At 67.6% G+C, this 20,871-nt stretch carries 21 protein-coding genes; 12 read left to right on the top strand and 9 right to left on the bottom strand.

Annotated elements, in window-relative coordinates:
• Positions 1-115: 115 nt before the first annotated feature.
• The 3 genes from PEM_RS17555 to PEM_RS17545 all read right to left on the bottom strand — a co-directional run bounded on the left by PEM_RS17555 (position 116) and on the right by PEM_RS17545 (position 3,346).
• On the bottom strand, positions 116-1,282 hold the full coding sequence (locus PEM_RS17555) for a lytic polysaccharide monooxygenase (RefSeq protein WP_065177863.1): 1,167 nt from the start codon (positions 1,280-1,282) through the stop codon (positions 116-118).
• 175 nt (positions 1,283-1,457) lie between these two features.
• Positions 1,458-2,627, bottom strand: a complete 1,170-nt coding sequence (locus PEM_RS17550; RefSeq protein ID WP_111128517.1) for a lytic polysaccharide monooxygenase — start codon at positions 2,625-2,627, stop codon at positions 1,458-1,460.
• A 233-nt stretch (positions 2,628-2,860) separates the two neighbouring features.
• A complete protein-coding gene (locus PEM_RS17545) occupies positions 2,861-3,346 on the bottom strand; it encodes a DUF1203 domain-containing protein (RefSeq protein WP_005420217.1) in 486 nt (161 codons plus the stop codon).
• 296 nt (positions 3,347-3,642) lie between these two features.
• Here PEM_RS17545 and PEM_RS17540 point away from each other — a divergent pair, with 296 nt between their 5' ends.
• The 3 genes from PEM_RS17540 to PEM_RS17530 are packed head-to-tail and all read left to right on the top strand — an operon-like array spanning position 3,643 to position 7,093.
• Positions 3,643-5,169, top strand: coding sequence for an alpha/beta hydrolase (locus tag PEM_RS17540; RefSeq protein WP_111128515.1), 1,527 nt, complete (start codon positions 3,643-3,645; stop codon positions 5,167-5,169).
• Complete coding sequence (locus tag PEM_RS17535; protein WP_005420209.1) at positions 5,166-5,912, top strand: ATP-binding cassette domain-containing protein; 747 nt, start codon at positions 5,166-5,168, stop codon at positions 5,910-5,912. The genes PEM_RS17540 and PEM_RS17535 overlap by 4 nt, the downstream gene beginning before the upstream one ends.
• Positions 5,909-7,093, top strand: a complete 1,185-nt coding sequence (locus PEM_RS17530; protein WP_069138817.1) for an ABC transporter permease — start codon at positions 5,909-5,911, stop codon at positions 7,091-7,093. The genes PEM_RS17535 and PEM_RS17530 overlap by 4 nt, the downstream gene beginning before the upstream one ends.
• Before the next feature lie 21 nt (positions 7,094-7,114).
• Here PEM_RS17530 and PEM_RS17525 read toward each other — a convergent pair whose 3' ends face one another.
• Both PEM_RS17525 and PEM_RS17520 read right to left on the bottom strand, forming a co-directional pair.
• Complete coding sequence (locus PEM_RS17525; RefSeq protein WP_111128513.1) at positions 7,115-7,825, bottom strand: transposase; 711 nt, start codon at positions 7,823-7,825, stop codon at positions 7,115-7,117.
• A 99-nt stretch (positions 7,826-7,924) separates the two neighbouring features.
• Positions 7,925-8,722 carry a helix-turn-helix transcriptional regulator gene (locus tag PEM_RS17520; protein WP_111128511.1) on the bottom strand — a complete coding sequence of 266 codons (798 nt, stop codon included), beginning with the start codon at positions 8,720-8,722 and terminating at the stop codon, positions 7,925-7,927.
• 78 nt (positions 8,723-8,800) lie between these two features.
• Between PEM_RS17520 and PEM_RS17515 the strand changes: the two genes are divergently transcribed.
• Positions 8,801-9,055: a hypothetical protein gene (locus tag PEM_RS17515; RefSeq protein WP_111128509.1), complete on the top strand. Its 255-nt coding sequence runs from the start codon at positions 8,801-8,803 to the stop codon at positions 9,053-9,055.
• Positions 9,056-9,137: 82 nt separating this feature from the next.
• On the opposite strand, the gene PEM_RS17510 is transcribed toward PEM_RS17515, so the two are convergent.
• Together PEM_RS17510 and PEM_RS17505 are read right to left on the bottom strand one after the other, a co-directional pair.
• Positions 9,138-10,151 (bottom strand): energy transducer TonB, encoded by a 1,014-nt coding sequence (locus PEM_RS17510; RefSeq protein ID WP_061478999.1) that lies wholly within the window; start codon positions 10,149-10,151, stop codon positions 9,138-9,140.
• A gap of 200 nt (positions 10,152-10,351) precedes the next feature.
• On the bottom strand, positions 10,352-10,972 hold the full coding sequence (locus PEM_RS17505) for a TIGR00645 family protein (RefSeq protein WP_065177871.1): 621 nt from the start codon (positions 10,970-10,972) through the stop codon (positions 10,352-10,354).
• Between the two features lie 112 nt (positions 10,973-11,084).
• Between PEM_RS17505 and PEM_RS17500 the strand changes: the two genes are divergently transcribed.
• From PEM_RS17500 to PEM_RS17485, 4 genes are all read left to right on the top strand, one after another.
• On the top strand, positions 11,085-11,774 hold the full coding sequence (locus PEM_RS17500) for a glutathione binding-like protein (protein ID WP_095378229.1): 690 nt from the start codon (positions 11,085-11,087) through the stop codon (positions 11,772-11,774).
• A 161-nt stretch (positions 11,775-11,935) separates the two neighbouring features.
• On the top strand, positions 11,936-14,161 hold the full coding sequence (locus PEM_RS17495; protein WP_111128507.1) for a S9 family peptidase: 2,226 nt from the start codon (positions 11,936-11,938) through the stop codon (positions 14,159-14,161).
• Between the two features lie 25 nt (positions 14,162-14,186).
• Positions 14,187-14,702, top strand: a complete 516-nt coding sequence (locus PEM_RS17490) for a cytochrome c oxidase assembly factor Coa1 family protein (RefSeq protein ID WP_111128505.1) — start codon at positions 14,187-14,189, stop codon at positions 14,700-14,702.
• A 67-nt stretch (positions 14,703-14,769) separates the two neighbouring features.
• Positions 14,770-16,566 carry a DUF885 domain-containing protein gene (locus tag PEM_RS17485; protein ID WP_111128502.1) on the top strand — a complete coding sequence of 599 codons (1,797 nt, stop codon included), beginning with the start codon at positions 14,770-14,772 and terminating at the stop codon, positions 16,564-16,566.
• Between the two features lie 90 nt (positions 16,567-16,656).
• Here PEM_RS17485 and PEM_RS17480 read toward each other — a convergent pair whose 3' ends face one another.
• Positions 16,657-17,115 carry a hypothetical protein gene (locus PEM_RS17480; RefSeq protein WP_005420187.1) on the bottom strand — a complete coding sequence of 153 codons (459 nt, stop codon included), beginning with the start codon at positions 17,113-17,115 and terminating at the stop codon, positions 16,657-16,659.
• A gap of 186 nt (positions 17,116-17,301) precedes the next feature.
• Here PEM_RS17480 and PEM_RS17475 point away from each other — a divergent pair, with 186 nt between their 5' ends.
• The 4 genes from PEM_RS17475 (at position 17,302) to PEM_RS17460 (ending at position 19,902) form a co-directional block, all read left to right on the top strand.
• Positions 17,302-17,550, top strand: coding sequence for a hypothetical protein (locus PEM_RS17475; protein WP_005420185.1), 249 nt, complete (start codon positions 17,302-17,304; stop codon positions 17,548-17,550).
• 123 nt (positions 17,551-17,673) lie between these two features.
• On the top strand, positions 17,674-18,591 hold the full coding sequence (locus tag PEM_RS17470; protein ID WP_111128500.1) for a bestrophin family ion channel: 918 nt from the start codon (positions 17,674-17,676) through the stop codon (positions 18,589-18,591).
• 19 nt (positions 18,592-18,610) lie between these two features.
• Complete coding sequence (gene hemB, locus PEM_RS17465; protein ID WP_005420181.1) at positions 18,611-19,600, top strand: porphobilinogen synthase; 990 nt, start codon at positions 18,611-18,613, stop codon at positions 19,598-19,600.
• A 32-nt stretch (positions 19,601-19,632) separates the two neighbouring features.
• On the top strand, positions 19,633-19,902 hold the full coding sequence (locus tag PEM_RS17460; protein WP_005420179.1) for a hypothetical protein: 270 nt from the start codon (positions 19,633-19,635) through the stop codon (positions 19,900-19,902).
• Positions 19,903-19,984: 82 nt separating this feature from the next.
• Here PEM_RS17460 and PEM_RS17455 read toward each other — a convergent pair whose 3' ends face one another.
• Positions 19,985-20,848, bottom strand: a complete 864-nt coding sequence (locus PEM_RS17455) for a PD40 domain-containing protein (protein WP_111128498.1) — start codon at positions 20,846-20,848, stop codon at positions 19,985-19,987.
• Positions 20,849-20,871: the final 23 nt, after the last annotated feature.

Below are 20,871 nucleotides of genomic sequence, written 5' to 3'. Positions count from 1 at the left end.
ATTCAACGGTTCCTAAAAAAACGAGGCTGGGAACCCATCGCCTTTTTCCATGCGACCTCCATCGCAAGAAGCGTCATGCAGGAGGGGTGGCACCGAAGTGCCACCCCCGTCGAGTTCAGTACGCGATCCAGGCATCACGCCAGGCAAAGCCGGTGCCCGGGCGATAGGCATCGGCGTTGATGTTGCACCACGCACCTTCCGGGAACGGACGGCAGGCGTACAGCTTGCCGTCGGTGCCCTTCACCACGGTCTCGCCAGGCTTGTAGCTGCCGAGGCCGGCCGGATACACGAAGTCGAAATCGCCACCCGGCGGATCGACCGGATCAACCGGGCCCGGAATCTGGGTTTCCAGTTCAAAGCGGTTGCCTGGCTTCAGGTAGACGCGGTTCTCGGTGGCGGATGCCACCGGCGTGATCACGCCGTTCTTCATCACGCCGACGCGGGCGTGCTGGGCACTGCCGTTGACCTTGCGGGCCAGCGCCATCGGCCACTGTGCCGGAGCGGTCTGGCCAGCAGCCAGGGTGATTTCCGGGCGCTCCAGATCGTTGCCGTTGGCATTGAACACGCGCAGGGTCAGCGTGGTGCCTGCCTCCAGCGCACCGCGGGCGGTGACCGGGCCGGCATCCTGCCACTGCGGCGGCGGAATCACGCCATTGCCGCCTTCGAATCGCACGTCCATGCAGGTGTAGAACGCTTCACCCGAATCCGAACGCTGCCAGGTGTTGTAGATGATGTGCTGGCCACTGCGCTTGGGCAGCGGGCAATCCAGCTTGTAGGTCTTGCCATCCACCGGCACGTTGCCCAGGGTGCAGAACTCCTGCAGGTCGGCCCAGCGCAGCGGGCTGCCCGGCTGCCAGCCCTCACGGGTGACATAGAACTTCCACTCGCGGGTGGCATGCGGGGCCGGGGCATAGAATTCGAAGGTGTAGCGGCCACGCGCGTCGGCGCGGATCGGCGTGGTCGGCCAGTCCGTGCGGTTCAGGTCGAGGCCGCGGTACTTGGGAATGCTGGCACTGCACAGCTCGCCGTCGCGCACCAGTTCACGATGGTTGCCATTGGCATTGCCGTGCGCAATCGCGCTCCAGTCGTAGAACGGCTGCGCGCCGCCAATGGCCTTGGCGGCGGCGCAGGCCGGGTTGGTCGGGTTTTCCGGATTGCCCTCGTGGCACTGCTTCACGCGGCTGAGCGGCTTGGTCATGGTGCCGTGGGCGAAGGCGCTGCCGGACAGGGCCAGGCCGGCAACGACGGACAGTGCGAGGACTGCCCGATGGGACAGGTGCATGCAGAGACTCCTTTGCGAGGTATGGGAAACCCCATGAAGTCTTCACATGCAGACAGGCCGGCAATATCGGACAAGTTTGATTTCAGTGGCTGTCGTGCCTGATCTGCAGCACGCTGCTCAAAGCACTGCGGCTCAGGCAGAAGGCGGCGCGATGCGCACCGCCTTCTACAACGGGTCAGTAGGGCACCCAAGCATCGCGCCATGCACTGCCCATACCGGGGCGATATGCCTCGGCATTGACGTTGCACCACGCCCCTTCCGGGAACGGGCGGCAGGCGTACAGCTTGCCGTCGGTGCCCTTTACCACGGTCTGGCCGGGGACGTAGCTGCCAATGCCTGCGGGGTACACGTGGTCGAAATCACCGCCCGGCGACGGCGTGCCCGCGTCGGGCACCCGGGTGTCGAGCTGGAAGCGGTTGCCGTCCTTCAGGTACACCCGGTTGTCGGTGGCCGAGGCCGCCGGCGTGATCACGCCGTTGCTGAGCACGCCCACGCGTGCGTGCTGCGCACTGGCATTGACCTTGCGTGCCAGCACCAGCGGCCACTGTGCGGCGGCAGTCTGGCCGCTGGCCAGCGTGGCTTCCACGCGTTCGACATCATTGCCGTTGGCATTGAACACGCGCAGCGCCAACGTGGTGCCGACCGGCAGCTCGCCGCGCGCGGTGACCGGGCCGGCATCCTGCCACTGTGTTGCCGGTGCCGTTCCGCCGCCGCCCTGGAAGCGCACATCCATGCAGGTATAGAACGCCTCGGTCGAATCCGAGCGCTGCCAGGTGTTGTAGATCACATGCTGGCCGCTGCGCTGCGGCAATGTGCATTGCAGCTTGTAGGTGCCATCGGCCGACAGCGGTGTATTGCCCAGGGTGCAGAACTCCTGCAGGTCGGCCCAGCGCAGCGGGCTGCCCGGCTGCCAGCCTTCGCGGGTGACGAAGAAGCGCCAGTCACGGGTGGCGTGCGGTGCGGTCGCCTTGAACACGAAGGTGAACCTGCCATTGGCATCGGGCTGGATCGGCGTGGTCTGCCAGTCACTGCGGTTCACGTCCAGGCCGCGGAAGGTCGGGTTGTTGCCGCTGCAAAGCTTGCCGTCGGGCACCACGGCCTGGTGGTTGCCGTTGGCATTGGCCTGGTTGATGCCGTTCCAGTCGTAGAACGCCTGCGAACCGCCGATGGCCTTGGCGGCGGCACAGGCCGGGTTGGTCGGGTTCTCGGGGTTGCCCTGGAAACAGGCGTAGACGCGGCTGACCGGCGTGGTCATGGTGCCGTGGGCGAACGCGTTGCCGGCCAGGGACAGGCCCGCAGCCACGAACGAGGTAGCCAGCAGCAGCGGTGTGGATCGGAATGACATGGCGCATCCTTGTGGTCGTCGAAAGGGAACGGTGACCGCAGGCGCTGCGCTGCGCAGTGGACTTCCGGCGGCACCACGGCGAGTATCGAGTCGCGATGCAGGCGACGGAACCCTCGCAGTGCCGATCCGTGACTGCGCATGTGAAGCCCTTCCCGCAGGCTTCACGCAGGGCTGAACGGATGCGCTGGACGTCACGTGACCGGCGTGGCATCGATCACGTCATGGGGATCACGCTACGCAGTCACGGTACCCACCCGATCTGCCTGGCACGAGAAACAGCCATGCGCCGCGTTGTGCAGCTGGACGAACGCCACCGACGGGTCGGCAAACAGTGCATCCAGGTGGTCGGCCACCTCGGTGCCCGCACAGACCTGGGCACCGCACATCAGCGCGGCGTGGTCATAGGCACGCATCGATATCATCCGGCGCTGCACATACGGGGGCACCTCGCCTGGCGGCAGGACGCAACGGGTCACGCCGCGCTGCACGAAGATCGGGCCGGCGGCGCGATACGGTGAATGCAGCGGCAGGTGGACGTGGGACAGCAGGAGCAGCTCGCTGCCAGGCGCGGGATCGCTCAGGCTGATCCGGCAGGGATGGCCGCCGTTGGCGCCGGCCCAGCGACGCTGGATGCCGAGCGCGGCGAGCGCGCTGTCACTCATCTCGAACAGGTGCAGGAAGGGGCGATGGTCGATGCCACCGAGGTACCACGTGTGCATGAGCGTCTCCTGGGTCTGCGGCGGATTCTGCGCGTGCGCCGGCGGCCGTGCTCGCCGTTTTCAGACCCCGCATTGCCGCCGGGCCGGTGCACTGGCCCATGGGGCGCTGCGGGCCGCCGCCGATGCCGCCCTGTACCGGCCAAGGCCGAGAGGCGGGACCGCCTGGTCTGCGCGCCGTTGGCTGCGGATTCGTCATTGCCCATCGCCGTCGGCGCGCTGCCCGTGTAAGTTGGGTCACATCTTCCGCGGCAGCCCGTCGTGGTCGACAGGAACGTCCTCCAGGGGAAACGAGCACGATGCAAAGACACCACCTCGCGCTGGCCGGGATGCTGGCCAGCCTGATGCTTGCCGGGTGCAGCCAGCCGACGCCGGCCGACGCCGGAAGCGCCAGCGATGCACCCAGCCGCCGCTTCGGCACGATCGACTTCCAGCCCTGCACACTGTCCACCGAAGGTGCCAGCGCCAACGTGGAGGCGCAGTGCGCCACCCTGCAGGTGCCGGAGGACCGGGCCCAGCCCGGTGGTCGCCGGATCGGCCTGCGTGTCGCCTGGCTGGAATCGGGCAGCAGCGGCGCCAGCCAGCCCGACCCGGTGTTCTTCCTGGCCGGCGGCCCCGGCCAAGCGGCCAGCGAGGTGGCGGTCATCGTCGATACTGCACTGCGCCAGGTGCGCAAGCAGCGCGACGTGTTCCTGATCGACCAGCGCGGCACCGGCGGCTCCAACCCGCTCAGCTGCCTGGGCGCGGACGGCAAGCCGCTGCAGGTGGACGAGGATGCCGCGCCTTCCGAGGCATCGCTGCGCGATTACGCCCAGCGCTGCGCCGCATCGCTGCAGGGGCGTGCCGATGCGCGCTTCTACACCACCACCGAGGCGATCGCCGATCTGGATGCGGTGCGTGCGGCGCTCGGTGTGGACCAGCTCAACCTGGTTGGCGGCTCCTACGGTACCCGCGTGGCCCAGCGCTATGCCGGGGCCTATCCGCAGCACACCCGCAGCATCGTCATCGATGGCGTGGTACCGAACGAGCTGGTGGTCGGTGGCGACTTCGCGATCACCTTCGAGGATGCGATCGCCCTGCAGTCGGCGCAGTGCCGCAAGGATGCCGCGTGCAGCAAGCGTTTCCCGACCGATACCCGCGCGCAGCTGCGCAGCGTGGTCGACACCCTGCGCCGTGCACCGGTCTCGGTCGAGTATCGCGACCCGGGTACCAACGCACCCCGGCAGGATGTCCTGACCCCGGACAGCGTGGTCGGCCTTGCCTTCGCCTTCTCCTACGTGCCGCAGTATTCCTCGCTGCTGCCACTGGTGCTGGATGAAGCCGCACACGGGCGCTATGCCCCATTGGCATCGCTGGCGCGCGGCGCGAACCGCAGCATGGATTTCCAGATCAACCGCGGCATGCAGTGGTCGGTGATCTGCAGCGAGGATGCGCCGCGCTACCACGCGCCGGCCGAGGATCCCGAGCGGCTGTTCGGCAACGAAGTGGCCAGTGCGTTCTTCGCGGCCTGCCCGGTGTGGCCGCACCGTCCGGCGCCGGCAACCGATGCCGTGCCGCTGCGCAGCGACGTGCCGGCACTGCTGCTGTCTGGTGAGCTGGACCCGGTGACGCCGCCGCGTTACGCCGCACAGGTGCTCAAGGGCCTGCCCAACGGCCGTGCGCTGGTCGCCCGTGGCCAGGGCCATGGCACGTTGACCGCCGGCTGCATGCCGCGGCTGCTCGGCCAGTTCATCGACAAGACCGATGCCAAGGCGCTGGATGCCGGCTGCCTGGATACGCTGAGCTACGTGCCGGCGTTCACCTCGTTCAACGGATGGGAACCATGATCGTCGCCGACAACCTGCACAAGGCCTTCGATACCCGCACGGGCCGCATCCAGGCGGTCGCCAACGTCGGCTTCCGCGCCGGGGATGGGCTGATCACCGGCCTGCTCGGCCCCAATGGTGCCGGCAAGACCACCACCATGCGCATGCTGTACACACTGATGACGCCCGACCAGGGCAGCATCACTGTCGATGGCATCGATGCCGCCCTCAATCCGGTGGAGGTGCGCCGCCACCTGGGCGTGCTGCCCGATGCGCGTGGCGTCTACAAGCGCCTGACCGCGCGCGAGAACATCGCCTACTTCGGCGAACTGCATGGCCTGTCGGCCGAGCGCATCCGCGAACGCATCGAGGTGCTGTCGCACGCGCTGGACATGGGTGACATCCTCGACCGGCAGACCGATGGTTTCTCGCAGGGCCAGCGCACCAAGACCGCGATTGCCCGCGCGCTGGTGCACGACCCGCGCAACGTCATCCTCGACGAACCGACCAACGGCCTGGATGTGATGACCACGCGCGCGCTGCGCCGCTTCCTGCTGGGCCTGCGCGAAGAGGGGCGCTGCGTGATCCTGTCCAGCCACATCATGCAGGAGGTGGGCGCGTTGTGTGACCACATCGTGATCATCGCCAAGGGCACGGTGATGGCTGCCGGCAGCGCCGACGAGCTGCGTGCGCAGGCCGGCGAAGCCAATCTTGAGGACGCGTTCGTGAAACTGATCGGCAGCGAAGAGGGCCTGCACGCATGAGCATGATGTCGACCCTGATGACGGTGATGCGCAAGGAACTGCGCGACCTGTCGCGTGACCGCCGCACGCTGCTGCTGACCCTGCTGTTCGGGCCGCTGCTGTACCCGGTGCTGCTGCTGGGCATGGGCAAGCTGGCCGAGAGCCGGGTACGCACCCAGATCGAAGAGCCGTTGCAGATCCCGACCATCGGCGCCGGGAACGCGCCGAACCTGGTGCGCTTCCTCGCCGCACAGGGCCTCAATGCCGCACCGGCACCGAAGGACCTGGCCGAGGCCATCCGCACCCAGGACATCGATGTGGCGCTGCGCATCAGCGATGACTTCGGCAAGGACTGGGCCGAGGGCAAGCCGGCGCTGGTGGAGGTGATCAAGGACAGCACGCGTCGCGCGGCCGAAGTACCCAGTGCACGCCTGGAAGCGGCGCTGGCCACCTACAACGGCCAGGTCGGTGCATTGCGCCTGATGGCACGCGGCATCGACGCACAGGTGGCACGCCCGCTGGACGTGGCACGCCAGGACCTGGCCAGTGCCGAAGCCAAGCGCGGCATGATCCTGTCGATGCTGCTGCCGGTATTGCTGACGCTGACCTCGTTCATCGGTGGCGCCTACCTGGTAATGGACGCCACCGCCGGCGAGCGCGAGCGGCAGTCGCTGGAACCCCTGCTGGCCACGCCGGGTTCGCGCAGCGCGATCGTCAGCGGCAAGATCGCCGCCGCATGCGTGGTCGGTTTCGTGTCGCTGCTGCTGACCCTGGTCGCGTTCAAGGTGAGCGCGCAGATCGCACCCGGCAACATTGGCCGCCAGTTCAACATGAACGTCGGCTCGATGCTGCAGATGCTGCTGGTGATGTTGCCGATGCTGCTGATCGGCACCTCGCTGCTGACCTTCCTGTCGGCCGCAGCCAAGAGCATGAAGGAAGCGCAAAGCCACATGACCTGGCTGATGCTGCTGCCGATGCTGCCTGGCTATGCACTGGTAGCCTATCCACTGAAGAGCGAGCTGTGGCAATACGCCGTGCCGTTCCTGTCGCAGAACCAGATGCTGCTGAAGGTGATCCGCCACGAGATCATCACCCCGGCGGTCTGGGCGATCTACCTCGGCGCCAGCCTCGGCCTCGCCGCCGTGCTGTGGTTCGCCGCCGTGCGCCGCTACCACAACGAGCGCCTGGCCATCTCTGGCTGACCAAAAAGGGGACGGAGGGGATTAAGTCGTTTCTGCCTCTCCCGTCCCCTCCTTGCGCGGACGTCCTCGTCCGCGCATCTCCACCGGGCGCCCCAACGTCTGCTCCACCATCCGCAGGAACGCATCGTTCCCCATCGGGCGTTGTCTGGCGCTGTGGTTGCGGATCGCGGGTACGTCGGCGGACGCATTCACATCGCGCAGGAATTCGGCATACAACGTCGCCCTTCCCAGAGCGGTCGCTGCCAGCGCCTCGAACGCGGGATGTTGCGTCAACATCGGATCATCGCGTCGTTGAAGGTTGCCATGCACGCTGGACCACGGGTGATCTTCAGCGCTGACAGCAATTCCTGCACGGACGGGATTGCGTTCGATATAGCGGTATACGCTGAGAAGATACGCATCGCTGTCGATCATTGAGGAATGGAAGCGGCCCTGCCACAGAGGTCCACTGCGCCCGTGCCGCTGGTTGAAGGCCTGTACGTAGTTGTTGCCCTGCATGCGCATTGCACCAGCCAGACCCTGCTGTGTGGAGGGCGTGGCCAACAGGTGAACGTGGTTTCCCATCAGGACATAGGCATGCAGTGCGACGTGGTGCTTGAGGAATGCGCTGTGCAACAGATGCAGGAACAGTTGGCGGTCGATGTCGTCGACGAAGATCGCGCCCTTGTTCACACCGCGCTGGATCACGTGATAGGCCTGGCCTGCCAGCATCAGGCGCGCTTGTCGGGGCATCGGATCTGGAGACTGGACGGGGTTTCAGCCTGTCATTGCGGCCGCGAAGCCGGACATCAGGCAACGCCGCGATGCCGTGTCGGAAGAGTCAAAAGCGACTTAATTCCCTCCGTCCCCTTTTGCGTACCGCGCAGGCGTCACCCCCATCTCGCGCTTGAACACGTTGATGAAGGAGCTGGGCGTGTCGTAGCCCATCGACAGCGCGACGCTGATCACCGGCTCGCCCGCCAGCAGGCGTGGCAGCGACAGCAGCACGCGCAGGCGTTGCCGCCACTGGCCCAGGGTCATGCCTGTTTCGGCCTGCCAATGGCGGGCGAGGCTGCGGCTGGACAGGCCGCTGGCGGCTGCCCACGCTTCGACGCTGCAAAGGTCGTCCGGCGACCGTGCCAGCGCCGCCGCGATCCGCCGCAACCGTCGATCCTGCGGTTGTGGCAAGGCAAGCGGCAAAGGCGTGCTGGCGGCGATCTCATCGGCGATCACGCCGGCCAGGCGTGCCTGTGCGGCGTCCAGCGCCTGATGCGACCAACTCAGTGCGCGCATCATCGCGGCCTGCAACAGCACGTTCGGCTGGAAAATGCGCGGCACGGCGGGCAGCTCCAGACAGGCTTCGGCGTTGAAGTACAGGCTCCAGCCATCGAATGCCTCTGCCCCTACCAGGGCGTGAGGCAGCAAGGGCGGTATCCAGGCAGCATGCCCCGCCGGCAGCAACCAGTGCAGATCGCCGGCCTCGATCCGCAGCAGGCCGTGGTGGGCACCCAGCACTTGGCCGCGCACGTGCTGGTGGCGCGCGGTGCGGCGCCGTCCGGGCACCCGCAGCTGCGAGGCCAAGACGGGTGGACCGCCTTCGGCGTTCGCCAAAGCGGGGTCAATCAACGTGGGTGATGTCTGATCTGCCATATCCAATGGCAGTTATACGGCAGAAGTGCCAACGGCTGGGCGGCACACTGGGCTCCCGATCCCACAGGAGCATCACCCATGCAGCCGCAGGACATCCTTCCCGACCATCAGAACGAGGTGCAGGTGAACGGCCTCACCGTGCGCAAGGGCAGCGTCGGCGCCTTCCTCGCCAGCGTCCGTGACTGGCAGGACCCCGCCAGCGATGACGCCACCCGCGCCACCGCCGAAGCCGACCTGCGTGCGCTGCTGCCGGGCCTGCATGCGCTGGGCCTGTTCCAGGTGTTGGCCGCGCGTGATCCGGCACTGCAGCGCCTGATCGACAGCCTCGCCTGAAACGAACACGGCCCGGACATGCCGGGCCGTGTGGTCATTGCGGGGCGGAAACGACTTAATCCCCTCCGTCCCCTTTTCGCGGTCAGCTGCCGCCCGGGGCGAACACCAGGGTGCGGCGGGTGGTGACCGGTGCGCTGACCGGCTCGAAGCGCCAACGCTTGACCGCGTTCATGGCCTCGCGATCGAAGACGCGCGATGGCGTTGCGCGCAGCACACGGGCGTTGGTCACCGAACCGTCGGTGCCGACGGTGATTTCCACCAGCACTTCGCCGGAGGTGCCTGCGCGCAGCGCCTCGGACGGATAGCGCGGCGCCGGGGTGCTGACCGGGCGCAGGTTCGGCGCCGCAGCGGCCGCCGGAGCTGCGGCCTGGCGTGCGGCGCTGGCCTGCTGGGCGGCAGCCTGCTGCTGCTTCTGCTCGGCTTCGCGGCGGGCCGCAGCCTGGCGCTCGGCTTCCTGGCGCTCGTTGTCGCGGCGGGCAGCGTCCTGCTGGGCAGCGATCTGCTTGGCTGCGTCGGCTTCCTTGGCACGCTGCTCGGCCAAGCGCTGCTGTTCGGTCTGCTGCTTGCTGCGGTCCTCGGCGTCCTTCTTCGCCTTCTCGGCTTCGGCCTCGGTGCGCTTGGCCGCGTTCTGCACGCCCTTGGCCAGGCCGTCCTTCAGGCGCGGCAACGCCGGCGCAGAGGCGTCCACCTTCTCGATCAGTGCCACCAGGCGCTGCGCTTCGGTGTAGTCCTCGCGGCCCAGGTGCTGTTCGGCGGCGATCAGGGTGTAGGGCAGCAGATCGGTCAGTGCGCTCTTCACCGAGGCGTCGTCCGGCGTCTTGTCGCGCAGGGCAAGGTAGTACTCGATGGCGTTGTCGCCGGCCGGCGCGTACATGCGGTTCTCGCGCAGGGCCTGGCTGGCCGACTCACGCAGCTGCTCGGTGCCCATCGACTGCACCTTGGCGGCAACCACCGGTGCGGCCGGTGCAGCGGCGGTGGGTGCGGCGGCCGGGGCCGGTGCGGCGGTTTCCTCCTTGCCCGAGCAGGCAGCCAGTGCCAGTGCCAGGGCAACCGGCAGCCACCGGCGCGCGGCGGTGATCGTTGAGACGTGCGACATCCTGCTCCCCTCTAGAAGACGACGTGACGTAAATCATTGATATGCATGGCCGGGACCTGCGGTCCGGGCGCGGCAGGGTGACGTTTCCCGACGCCACCGCCGGCAACGGCGAGGGTGCAATCTAGCATCCCGGCCGCCGCCGCGTACAAGAGCAGTGGCCGGGATGGGCAACGGCGGCCGTGCCGTTGCCGGCGCCGACCTCAGTGGTCGTGCGCCTTGTCGTGCGACTTGCTGTGGCCGTTGGACATCAGCTTGTCGGTCCAGGCGATGCCGATCGCCGACAGGATGAACACGCAGTGGATGATGGTCTGCCACAGCACGCCTTCCTGAGTCAGCATCGAGCAGCGGGCGACACCGATGTTGGCGGCGGCCACGCTCATCTGCTCCGGCGTGCACAGCGGGATGCCATTCAGTGCGCCACTGGCGATGAAGGTCTTCAGCAGGTGGATCGAGGAGATGCCGATGATCGCCATCGCCAGCTTCACTTTCAGCACGCTGGCATTGACGTGGCTCAGCCATTCCGGCTGGTCCGGGTGGCCTTCCAGGCGCAGGCGCGAGACGAAGGTCTCATAGCCGCCGACGATCACCATCACCAGCAGGTTGGAGATCATCACCACGTCGATCAGGCCCAGCACGATCAGCATGATCTGCTGCTCGCCCATCGACACCGAATGCGAGATCAGGTGCCACAGTTCCTTGCCGAACAGGAACACGTAGACGCACTGCGCCACGATCAGGCCCAGGTACAGCGGCAGCTGCAGCCAGCGCGAGGCGAAGATCAGCGTGGACAACGGGGAGAGCGGCGGGCGGTTTGCACTCATGCGGGGGATGCTGCGTTTCGGGGGAGAGGCGAGGTTACCGGCCCGCCATGACGGTGCCAACCCAACTCACGCACTAGACTTCAGGTTCCTTTCCGCACCCCGAGCCGACGCCATGATCGACCTGTATTACTGGCCCACCCCGAACGGCCATAAAGTGACCCTGCTGTTGGAGGAAACCGGCCTGGAGTACCGCATCCACCCGGTCAACATCGGCTCGGGCGACCAGTTCAAGCCGGAATTCCTCGCCATTTCGCCCAACAACAAGATGCCGGCCATCGTCGACCACGCCCCAGTCGATGGCGGCGCCCCGCAGAGCGTGTTCGAGTCCGGCGCGATCCTGCTGTACCTGGCCGAGAAGACCGGCCGCTTCCTGCCCAGCGACCCGCGCGGCCGCGTCACCACCCTGGAATGGCTGTTCTGGCAGATGGCGGGCCTGGGCCCGATGAGCGGCCAGATGGGGCATTTCAATGTGTATGCCCCGGAAAAGATCCCGTATGCGATCGAGCGCTATGACAACGAAGTGCGCCGCCTGCACGGGGTGATGGACAAGCGCCTAGCCCAGCACGCCTTCCTGGCCGGCGACGCGTACACCATCGCCGACATGGCCAGCTACCCGTGGATCGGCGCCTACGACAAGCTGCCGGTGGACTTCGCCGCGTTCCCGAACCTCAAGCGCTGGCACGAGTCCATCGCCGCGCGCCCGGCCACCCAGCGCGCCTATGCGCTGCGCCAGCAGGTGAACCCGAACGCCGGCAAGCCGCTCAGCGACGAAGAGCGCAAGCATCTGTTCGGCCAGCGCTGACCCCGGCATCTGAAGGTGGGTGCCGACCGTTGGTCGGCACTCGTCCGCACTGCTTATGGGCAGAAGGTCATGCTGCCTTCCCGCACGGGCTTGGTTAGGATGGGGGCACGACCGTCCCGCGCCCCGCGTGGAGGCGGACCTGCCGTTTGCCGGGATCCTCCATGCGCCACCTGTTCGCTTCGCTTGCCCTCATGCTCGCCACCAGTACCGCCGCCCACGCCGAAAAACTGACCCTGGAAGCCATCACCGGCCCCCTGCCGTTGTCCGGCCCGACCCTGATGAAGCCCAAGGTGGCGCCGGACGGTTCGCAGGTCAGCTTCCTGCGCGGCAAGGACAGCGACCGCAACCAGCTGGACCTGTGGACCTACGACATCGGCAGCGGCCAGACCCGCCTGCTGGTTGATTCCAAGGTCGTGCTGCCCGGCACCGAGACCCTCAGCGATGAGGAAAAGGCCCGACGCGAGCGCCAGCGCATCGCCGCGATGACCGGCATCGTCGATTACCAGTGGTCGCCGGACGCGCAGCGCCTGCTGTTCCCGTTGGGCGGCGAACTCTACCTGTACGACCTCAAGCAGCATGGCCAGGCGGCCGTGCGCCAGCTGACCCACGGTGAAGGCTTCGCCACCGACGCCAAGCTGTCGCCCCAGGGCGGCTTCGTCAGCTTCATCCGCGGCCGCAACCTGTGGGTGATCGACCTGGCCAGTGGCAAGCAGCTGCAGCTGACCCGCGACGGCAGCACCACCATCGGCAACGGCGTGGCCGAGTTCGTCGCCGATGAGGAAATGGATCGCCACACCGGTTACTGGTGGGCGCCGGATGATTCGGCCATCGCCTTCGCCCGCATCGACGAGGCGCCGGTGCCGGTGCAGAAGCGCTACGAGGTCTATGCCGACCGCACCGACGTGATCGAACAGCGTTACCCGGCCGCCGGCGACGCCAACGTGCGCGTGCAGCTGGGCGTGATCGCACCGGCCGCCGATGCGCAGCCGCGCTGGATCGACCTGGGCAAGGAACAGGACATCTACCTGGCCCGCGTCGATTGGCGCGATGCGCAGCACCTGAGTTTCCAGCGCCAGTCGCGTGACCAGAAGCAGCTGGACCTGGTCGAAGTGGCGCTCGACTCCAACCGCCAGCGCGTGCTCGCTCACGAGACCAGCCCGACCTGGGTGCCGCTGCACAACAGCCTGCGCTTCCTTGAAGATGGCAGCGTGCTGTGGTCGTCCGAGCGCACCGGCTTCCAGCACCTGTACCGCATCGATGGCAAGGGCAAGGCCACTGCGCTGACCCATGGCAACTGGCCGGTGGACGAACTGCTGGCGGTCGATGAGAAGGCCGGCAAGGCCTACTTCCGTGCTGGCATCGAGACCTCGCGCGAAAGCCAGATCTACGCGGTGTCGCTGCAGGGCGGTGAGCCGCAGCGCCTGTCGAAGGCGCCGGGCATGCACAGCGCCAGCTTCGCCCGCAATGCCAGCGTCTACGTGGACAGCTGGTCCAACAGCACCACGCCGCCGCAGATCGAACTGTTCCGCGCCAACGGCGAGAAGATCGCCACGCTGGTCGAGAACGACCTGACCGATCCCAAGCACCCCTATGCGCGCTACCGCGATGCGCAGCGCCCGGTCGAGTTCGGCACGTTGATGGCTGCCGACGGCAAGACCCCGTTGAACTACAGCCTGATCAAGCCGGCCGGCTTCGATCCGTCCAAGCGCTACCCGGTGGCGGTGTACGTCTACGGCGGCCCGGCCAGCCAGACCGTCACCGACAGCTGGCCCGGCCGCGGCGACCATCTGTTCAACCAGTACCTGGCCCAGCAGGGCTACGTGGTGTTCTCGCTGGACAACCGCGGCACTCCGCGCCGGGGCCGCGACTTCGGTGGTGCGCTGTACGGGAAGCAGGGCACGGTGGAAGTGACCGACCAGCTGCGCGGCGTGGCCTGGCTGAAGCAGCAGCCGTGGGTGGACCCGGCGCGCATCGGCGTGCAGGGCTGGTCCAACGGCGGTTACATGACTCTGATGCTGCTGGCCAAGGCATCGAACCAGTACGCCTGTGGCGTGGCCGGCGCACCGGTCACCGATTGGGGCCTGTATGACAGCCACTACACCGAACGCTACATGGACCTGCCGGCGCGCAACGAAGCGGGGTACCGCGAAGCGCGCGTGCTGACCCATATCGACGGCCTGCGTTCGCCGTTGCTGCTGATTCACGGCATGGCCGATGACAACGTGCTGTTCACCAACTCGACCAGCCTGATGAGCGCGCTGCAGAAGCGCGGCCAGCCGTTCGAGCTGATGACCTATCCGGGTGCCAAGCATGGCCTGTCCGGCGCCGATGCCCTGCATCGCTACCGTGTGGCCGAAGCCTTCCTGGGACGCTGCCTGAAGCCCTGATGCACAAACGGGAAGGAGCCCGCCGATGACACTGCCGCCGTCGATTCCCACCCATGGCCCGAAGCCTGCCGGCTGGTGGTCCCGTCACTGGCGCTGGGCGATGCCGCTGGCCGTGCTGCTGGTGTTGGCCGGTGCCGGTGGCGTGGTGGCCTGGAGCGTGCTGCGCTGGAGCGAGGCCGCACGCGAGAGCCCGCCGATGCGCGAGGCGATGCGCCGCGCTGGATGCAGCATCGAACTGGTGGAAGCCTTCGGCGAGCCGCTGCGTGCCGAGTCGATGCCGCTGGGCAGCATGCAGACCGCGATCAACGGCCAGCGCGACGTCGGCCTGACCGTGGCCCTGGAAGGCCCGCGCGCGCGCGGCCGGCTGTTCGTGAAGGGCACCCGCAGCGACGACGTATGGGACTATCCGGTGATGTATGTGCTGGGCGAGAACAAGCAGACGTTCGACCTGACCGCGCTGGATGATGACGAGGCCGCGCAGGAATGCGAGCTGCAGGCCTGCCGCGAACGCGGCGAATGCCCGCTGGCCGCGGCGTTGTGACCTCCGGCCGATTGTCGCCACAGCGCTGAGCGCGTAGGGTGCGGGCAACCCTGTCCTGGAGTGCACCATGAAGCCGATCGCGTTGGCCGTTGCCCTGGCCCTGACTGCCGCCCCGCTGATGTCCGCACCGCCGGCGCTGGCGGCACCCGCCGCCAAGGCCGCTACTCCGGCCAGCCCGGCCTGGGTGGCCCGCAGCAACGCACTGGCGCAGATCCTGCTTGATGCGCAGGGCCCGTTCCAGCCGGAAGAAACCGGCTTCTTCGGCGTGCCCGGCTATGACGACAAGGTGGCCGACCTCGGTGCGGACAATGGCAAGCGCTACCGCGCCGCGATGGCCAAGGCCCGCGATGAACTGAAAGCCAAGCTGGCCACCGAGCAGGATCCCAACGTCCGCCAGGACCTGGAGATCATGATCCACGCCGCCAACCAGAACATCGAAGGCAGCGAGCTCAACGAGAAGTACCTGCTGCCATGGAGTGACGCGCCGCAGACCATCTTCAGCGGCCTCAACCTGCTGCTGTCCGACCAGGTGCCGGCCGAGCGCCGGGCCAAGGCGATCGACCGCCTCAAGGCCTACGCCGGGCTGCAGCCGGGTGGCACCGCGTTTACCACGCTGGCCCGCCAGCGTTACGAAGAGCGCTTGAAGGACGGCAGCCTGCTGCAGCCGACGAAGATCGAAGTGCAGCAATCGCTGGACAATGTCGAGACGTACATCACCGGCATCGAGTCGCTGCTGAAGAAGTACCAGATCGCCGGCGCCGATGAGGCGATGAAGGCCCTGGCCGGGCAGATGAAGGACTACGCCGCCTGGACCCGCAAGGACGTGCTGCCGAAGGCACGCACCGATGCGCGCCTGCCGGCGCCGCTGTACGCCTACCAGCTCAAGCAGGTCGGTATCGATATCGATCCGAAGCTGCTGATGCAGCGCGCGCAGCTGGAGTTCATGGAAACCCGCTCGGCGATGCAGCAGTTGGCGCCGCTGGTGGTGAAGGACAAGGGTCTGAAGGTGGCCGACCCGAGTGACCCGGTGGCGGTGATCCGCGCGCTGAAGGCCGACAAGATCGCCGACGACCATCTGGAAGGGCACTACCGCAAGGTGATCGATGCAATCGATCCGCTGATCCGCGAGCATGCCATCGTCGAAGTGCCCAAGCGCGCCATGCAGATGCGCCTGGGTTCGGCCGCCGAGAGCGCGGCCAGCCCGGCCCCGCATTTCCTGCCGGCACCGCTGGTCAACAACACCGGGCAGCAGGGCACCTTCGTGCTGCCGCTGGGCAACCCGGCGGCGGGCGCGGGCGCACAATACGACGATTTCAACTTCGGTGCGGCGGCATGGACGCTGAGCGCGCATGAAGGCCGCCCCGGCCACGAGCTGCAGTTCACCGCGATGGTCGAGCGTGGTGTCTCGCTGGCACGCACCATGTTCGCGTTCAATTCGGTGAATGTTGAAGGCTGGGCGCTGTATGCCGAGGCCGAGATGGTGCCGTACGAGCCGCTGGACGGGCAGATGATCGCCCTGCAGTTCCGCCTGCTGCGGGCCGCACGCGCAATGCTTGACCCGATGCTCAACCTCGGCCTGACCGACCGCGCCAACGGCGAACGTGTGCTGATGGAGCAGGTCGGCCTGTCCAAGGCGATGGCCACCCAGGAACTGGACCGTTACATGGTGCGTATGCCGGGCCAGGCGGGCAGCTACTTCTATGGCTACACCCGCATCCTCGAACTGCGCATGCAGACCGAGCTGGCACTGGGCGCGAAGTTCGACCGCCTGGCGTTCAACAACTTCCTGCTCGACCAGGGCCTGCTGCCGCCGGACCAGCTGGCCGACGCGGTGAACAAGGTGTTCGTGCCGAAGTACAAGTGATGCCCGCGCCGGGGTCGGATCCCTTTCCGCAGGAAAGGGCTCTGACCCCGTGCGTCAATGTCCATCCACGCATGGCGTGGATCTACTGCATCACCGCTGCGGCGTGATCACCTGGGTCGGCAACCGTGCCGGCGGTTCCGGATTGGGTACCCAGATCGCCACGCCGGCGGCGCGCTTCTGCGTGGTCGGAATACCGATGCCGACGCCACCGCCCACATGCGAGCCGAAGGTGCCGGCGCCCACCGACATGCCCACCGGTGAGCCGCTGCTGCCCACGCCCATCAGCACCACGCCATTGGCGCCCAGTGCCGCCGCTTCACGCTTCAGGCGTGCCACCGCGGCATCGGTCTGGCCCTGTGTGCCGAAGCCCACGGCAGATGCCGATTCCAGCTGCGCGATTTCCTGCGAGCCGGCCGGTGGCGTGGAATAGATCTGCACCAGTGCCGGATCGATCGGCGCGCGGGCGCGCCCCAGCATGACCTTGGAGGTGCTGGCACAACCGGCGGCGACCAGCAGGATGGCCGCCAGCGCGGCCCAACGAATGTTCATGGCACGACCCCTGTAGGACTGGTTGCGATCTTCGGTGGGCCACTCTGAATCGGCGCCAACACCCGGGCCCGGGCACCCACGGCAGCACGCTAGCACGCGTCGGGTGACAGCCCCGCCAACGGCAGTAGGCGGCGACCGCGTGAACGACTATGGTGGACAGACAGGAACCAACTGCGGGAGAGCGGAATGGGCGTGATCAGTCTGTTGTGGGGCGTACTGGCGCTGTTGTGGATGATCCTGGCGCTGATTCCGCTGCTTGGCTGGGGCAACTGGTTCCTGATCCCGTTCGCCGCCGTCGGCGCGGTGATCGCCGCGCTGGGCATCCTGTTTACCCACCCGACCAAGCGCGGTCGGGCCTGGGCCGGGCTGGTGCTGAACGGCATCGTGGTGGTGGTCGGCATCCTGCGCCTGGGCCTGGGCGGCGGCGTGATCTGAATCCCGGCACCCGGTGCGACCGGGCGTCGCAGGTACACGGCTGCTGGCCGGGCAGGGGCGTACAATGAGCGGCTGCGCGAGCCCCCCGCGTGTCTGTGATTCCGCGCCTGGCGCGGCTGCCCGATGATCATCCGACCCCGTCCCCACGGCTGGCAACTGCTGTACATCCTGCGCGGCTCGATCGTCAAAGCGATCGCGCCGAAGGTGCTGGCCATCCTGATCCTGTCCATTGCCGTGGCGGCCGTGGTGGAACTGGCCCCGCCGACCGGCATCGAACGCGTGTCGGTCACGCCGTTCACCCTGCTCGGCCTGGTCCTGTCGATCTTCCTCAGCTTCCGCAACAGCGCCTGCTATGACCGCTGGTGGGAAGGCCGCAAGCTGTGGGGCCAGCTGGTCTACGAATCACGTTCGCTGGCCCGCCAGGTGCACCTGCTGCTGGCCGATGACGGCGGCCGCCGTCGCCGCATCGCGTACCTCACCACCGCGTTCGCCCATGCGCTGGCCGCGCGCCTGCGTGGACGCGTCGTGGCCCTGGCCGCCTTGCCATGGCTGGACAAGCCGCAACGCGAGCAGCTGGGCCAGCGCGAGAACGTGCCGGATGCATTGCTGTCGATGATCGCTGCCGAGCTGGCCCAGGCGCTGCGCGCCGGCGAGCTCGATCCGATTCTCTACACCCAGCTGGAGGAGCGCCTGCACGCGATGTCGTCGATCCAGGCCGGCTGCGAGCGCATCCTCACCACGCCGCTGCCGTTCGCCTACACCCTGTTGCTGCATCGTTGCGCGTGGATGTTCTGCGTGCTGCTGCCGTTCGGCCTGGCCAGTTCGCTGGGCTGGGGCACGCCGGTGCTGTCGGCGGTGCTGGCCTATGCCTTCTTCGGCCTGGACCAGCTGGGCGAAGAAATGGAAGACCCGTTCGGCCTGGAGCCGAACGACCTGCCGCTGGACGCGCTGGTGCGCACGATCGAGATCGACCAGCTCGACGCGCTCGGCGAACGCCCCTTGCCCGAACCCCTGCTGCCGCAGGGTTACCTGTTGCAATAGCCACTCCTCGGAGCCTGCCATGTCCCATCCGCTTTACCGCCCGCGCCGCATGCGCCACGACGAGTTCTCGCGCCGCCTGATGCGCGAGAACACGCTGACCACCGACGACCTGATCTACCCGGTGTTCGTGCACGAACTGGCGGGCCGCACCGCAGTGCCGTCGATGCCGGGCGTGGAGCGGCTGTCGATCGAAGAGCTGCTGAAGGTGGCCGAAGAAGCGCTGGAACTGGGCATTCCGGTGATCGACCTGTTCCCGGTGATCGACCCGTCGCTGAAGTCGCTGGACGCGTCGGCGGCGTGGGCCGAGGACGGCCTGGCGCAGCGTGCGATCCGCGCGCTGAAGTCGCGCTTCCCGGAACTGGGCGTGATGACCGACGTGGCGCTGGACCCGTACACCACCCACGGCCAGGACGGCATCATCGACGACAAGGGCTATGTGCTGAACGACATCACGGTCGAAGCGCTGGTCAAGCAGTCGGTGTCGCACGCCGAGGCCGGTGTGGACATCGTCTCGCCGTCGGACATGATGGACGGCCGCATTGGCGCGATCCGCCGTGCGCTGGATGCCGACAACCACATCAACGTGCGCATCATGGCCTACTCGGCCAAGTACGCCTCGGCGTTCTACGGCCCGTTCCGTGATGCGGTGGGCAGCGCGGCCAGCCTCGGCAAGGCCGACAAGAAGACCTACCAGATGGACCCGGCCAACGGCGACGAGGCCCTGCGCGAGATCGCGCTGGACCTGGAAGAGGGCGCCGACATGGTGATGGTCAAGCCGGGCATGCCGTACCTGGACCTGGTGCGCCGGGTGAAGGACACGTTCGGCGTGCCGACCTTCGCCTACCAGGTCAGTGGCGAGTACGCGATGATGAAGGCCGCCTTCGCCAACGGCTGGCTGGACGAGCGTGCCTGCGTGCTGGAGTCGCTGCTGGGCTTCAAGCGGGCCGGTGCCGATGGCGTGCTGACCTATTTCGCGCCGCAGGTGGCGCGATGGCTGCGCGAGCGCTGACAATAGCGCCACGATAGACGGAGGACTGCGCGATGGGACCCGAACTGGGATGGATGCAATGGCTGATCTGGGGCACCGGTGTCCTGGTGTTCGGTGCCATCATCGTCGGTGTCTTCATCGCCGCCTGGCGGGCGGGCAAGCGCCCGCCGGAGCAGCTTTCCGCCGCCCGCCACGTAGCCCGTGAGCAGGCCCTGCCGGACAGCGTGCAGGCCGAGCTGGCTGCGTTGAACCAGCGCAAGGACAACGGCCAGCTGAGCGAGATGGAGTACGAGCAGTTGCGCGCCAAGGTGCTGTCGCGCTGACGGGCAATCCCCGGGGTCGGATCCCTTTCCGCAGGAAAGGGCTCTGACCCCTTCGCGGGCGCCATCCACGCATGGCGTGGATCTACCGCACGCACCCGGCCACCGCCGCCACCCTGGGCACCGCCAACCGGTACACGTCCACGCCACCGGCGCGCGGCGCCTTTGCCGCGCTGCTGGCCACCATCATCTCGCCGGGCCTGGCGTTGTCGATCACCGGCGCGCCGGTCCAGCCGCCGGCCTGGTTGAACGATAGTCCCAGCGGCTGCAGCGCCACACCGCTCCACGCACAGCCGCTGCTCCAGACCTGCGCGGTACTGCCGTGGCCGCGGCTGAACACCACGGCGCCGTCATGGCCCAGCCAGTCGCCGTCGGTCTCGTCGTCGGCGCTGTTCAGCGCGCTCAGTGCGGTGGCCGGGCCACGCAGGCCCTGCGCATCCAGCGTCGCTACGAACAGGTCCCAGCCGGCGCCATGGCCCTGCTGGCGGGCAAACAACAGCTGCTTGCCATCCGCGCTCAGGGCCGGTCCGCGCTCTTCCCGGCGCCCGCCGTCACCGCCCAGCGGCTGCGCTGGGCCCAGCCGGCCATCGGTGGCCAGCGCAGCGCGGTACAGCGCCAGCGCGCCCTCGCGGCCGGCCGCGAACAACAGCCAGCGGCCATCACGGCTGAAGTAGGGATCACGGGCTTCACCGGCCACGCCGACCGGCAGTGCCTGTGCCTGCTGCCAACGACTGTCGACCACGCGTGCCTCCCACAGGCCCCAGCCGGCTTCGTCGCGGCGGGCGAAAACGATGCGCTGGCCATCGGCGCTGATCGTGGCGCGACCCTCGTTGGCGCGGGTCGAGACCACGCCCATGCCTTCGATGCCGTACTCGTTCAACGCCATCGCCACGGGGGCAGAGAGTAGACTGGCGGCAAGCACCAGCAGGGGCGGGGTGATGCGCATCATCCGGTTCCATGCACGAACAGAGC

Origin of the sequence: Stenotrophomonas sp. Pemsol, assembly GCF_003586545.1 — a bacterium.
GTDB lineage: Bacteria > Pseudomonadota > Gammaproteobacteria > Xanthomonadales > Xanthomonadaceae > Stenotrophomonas > Stenotrophomonas sepilia.
This window is presented reverse-complemented; position numbering and strand designations above follow the sequence as displayed.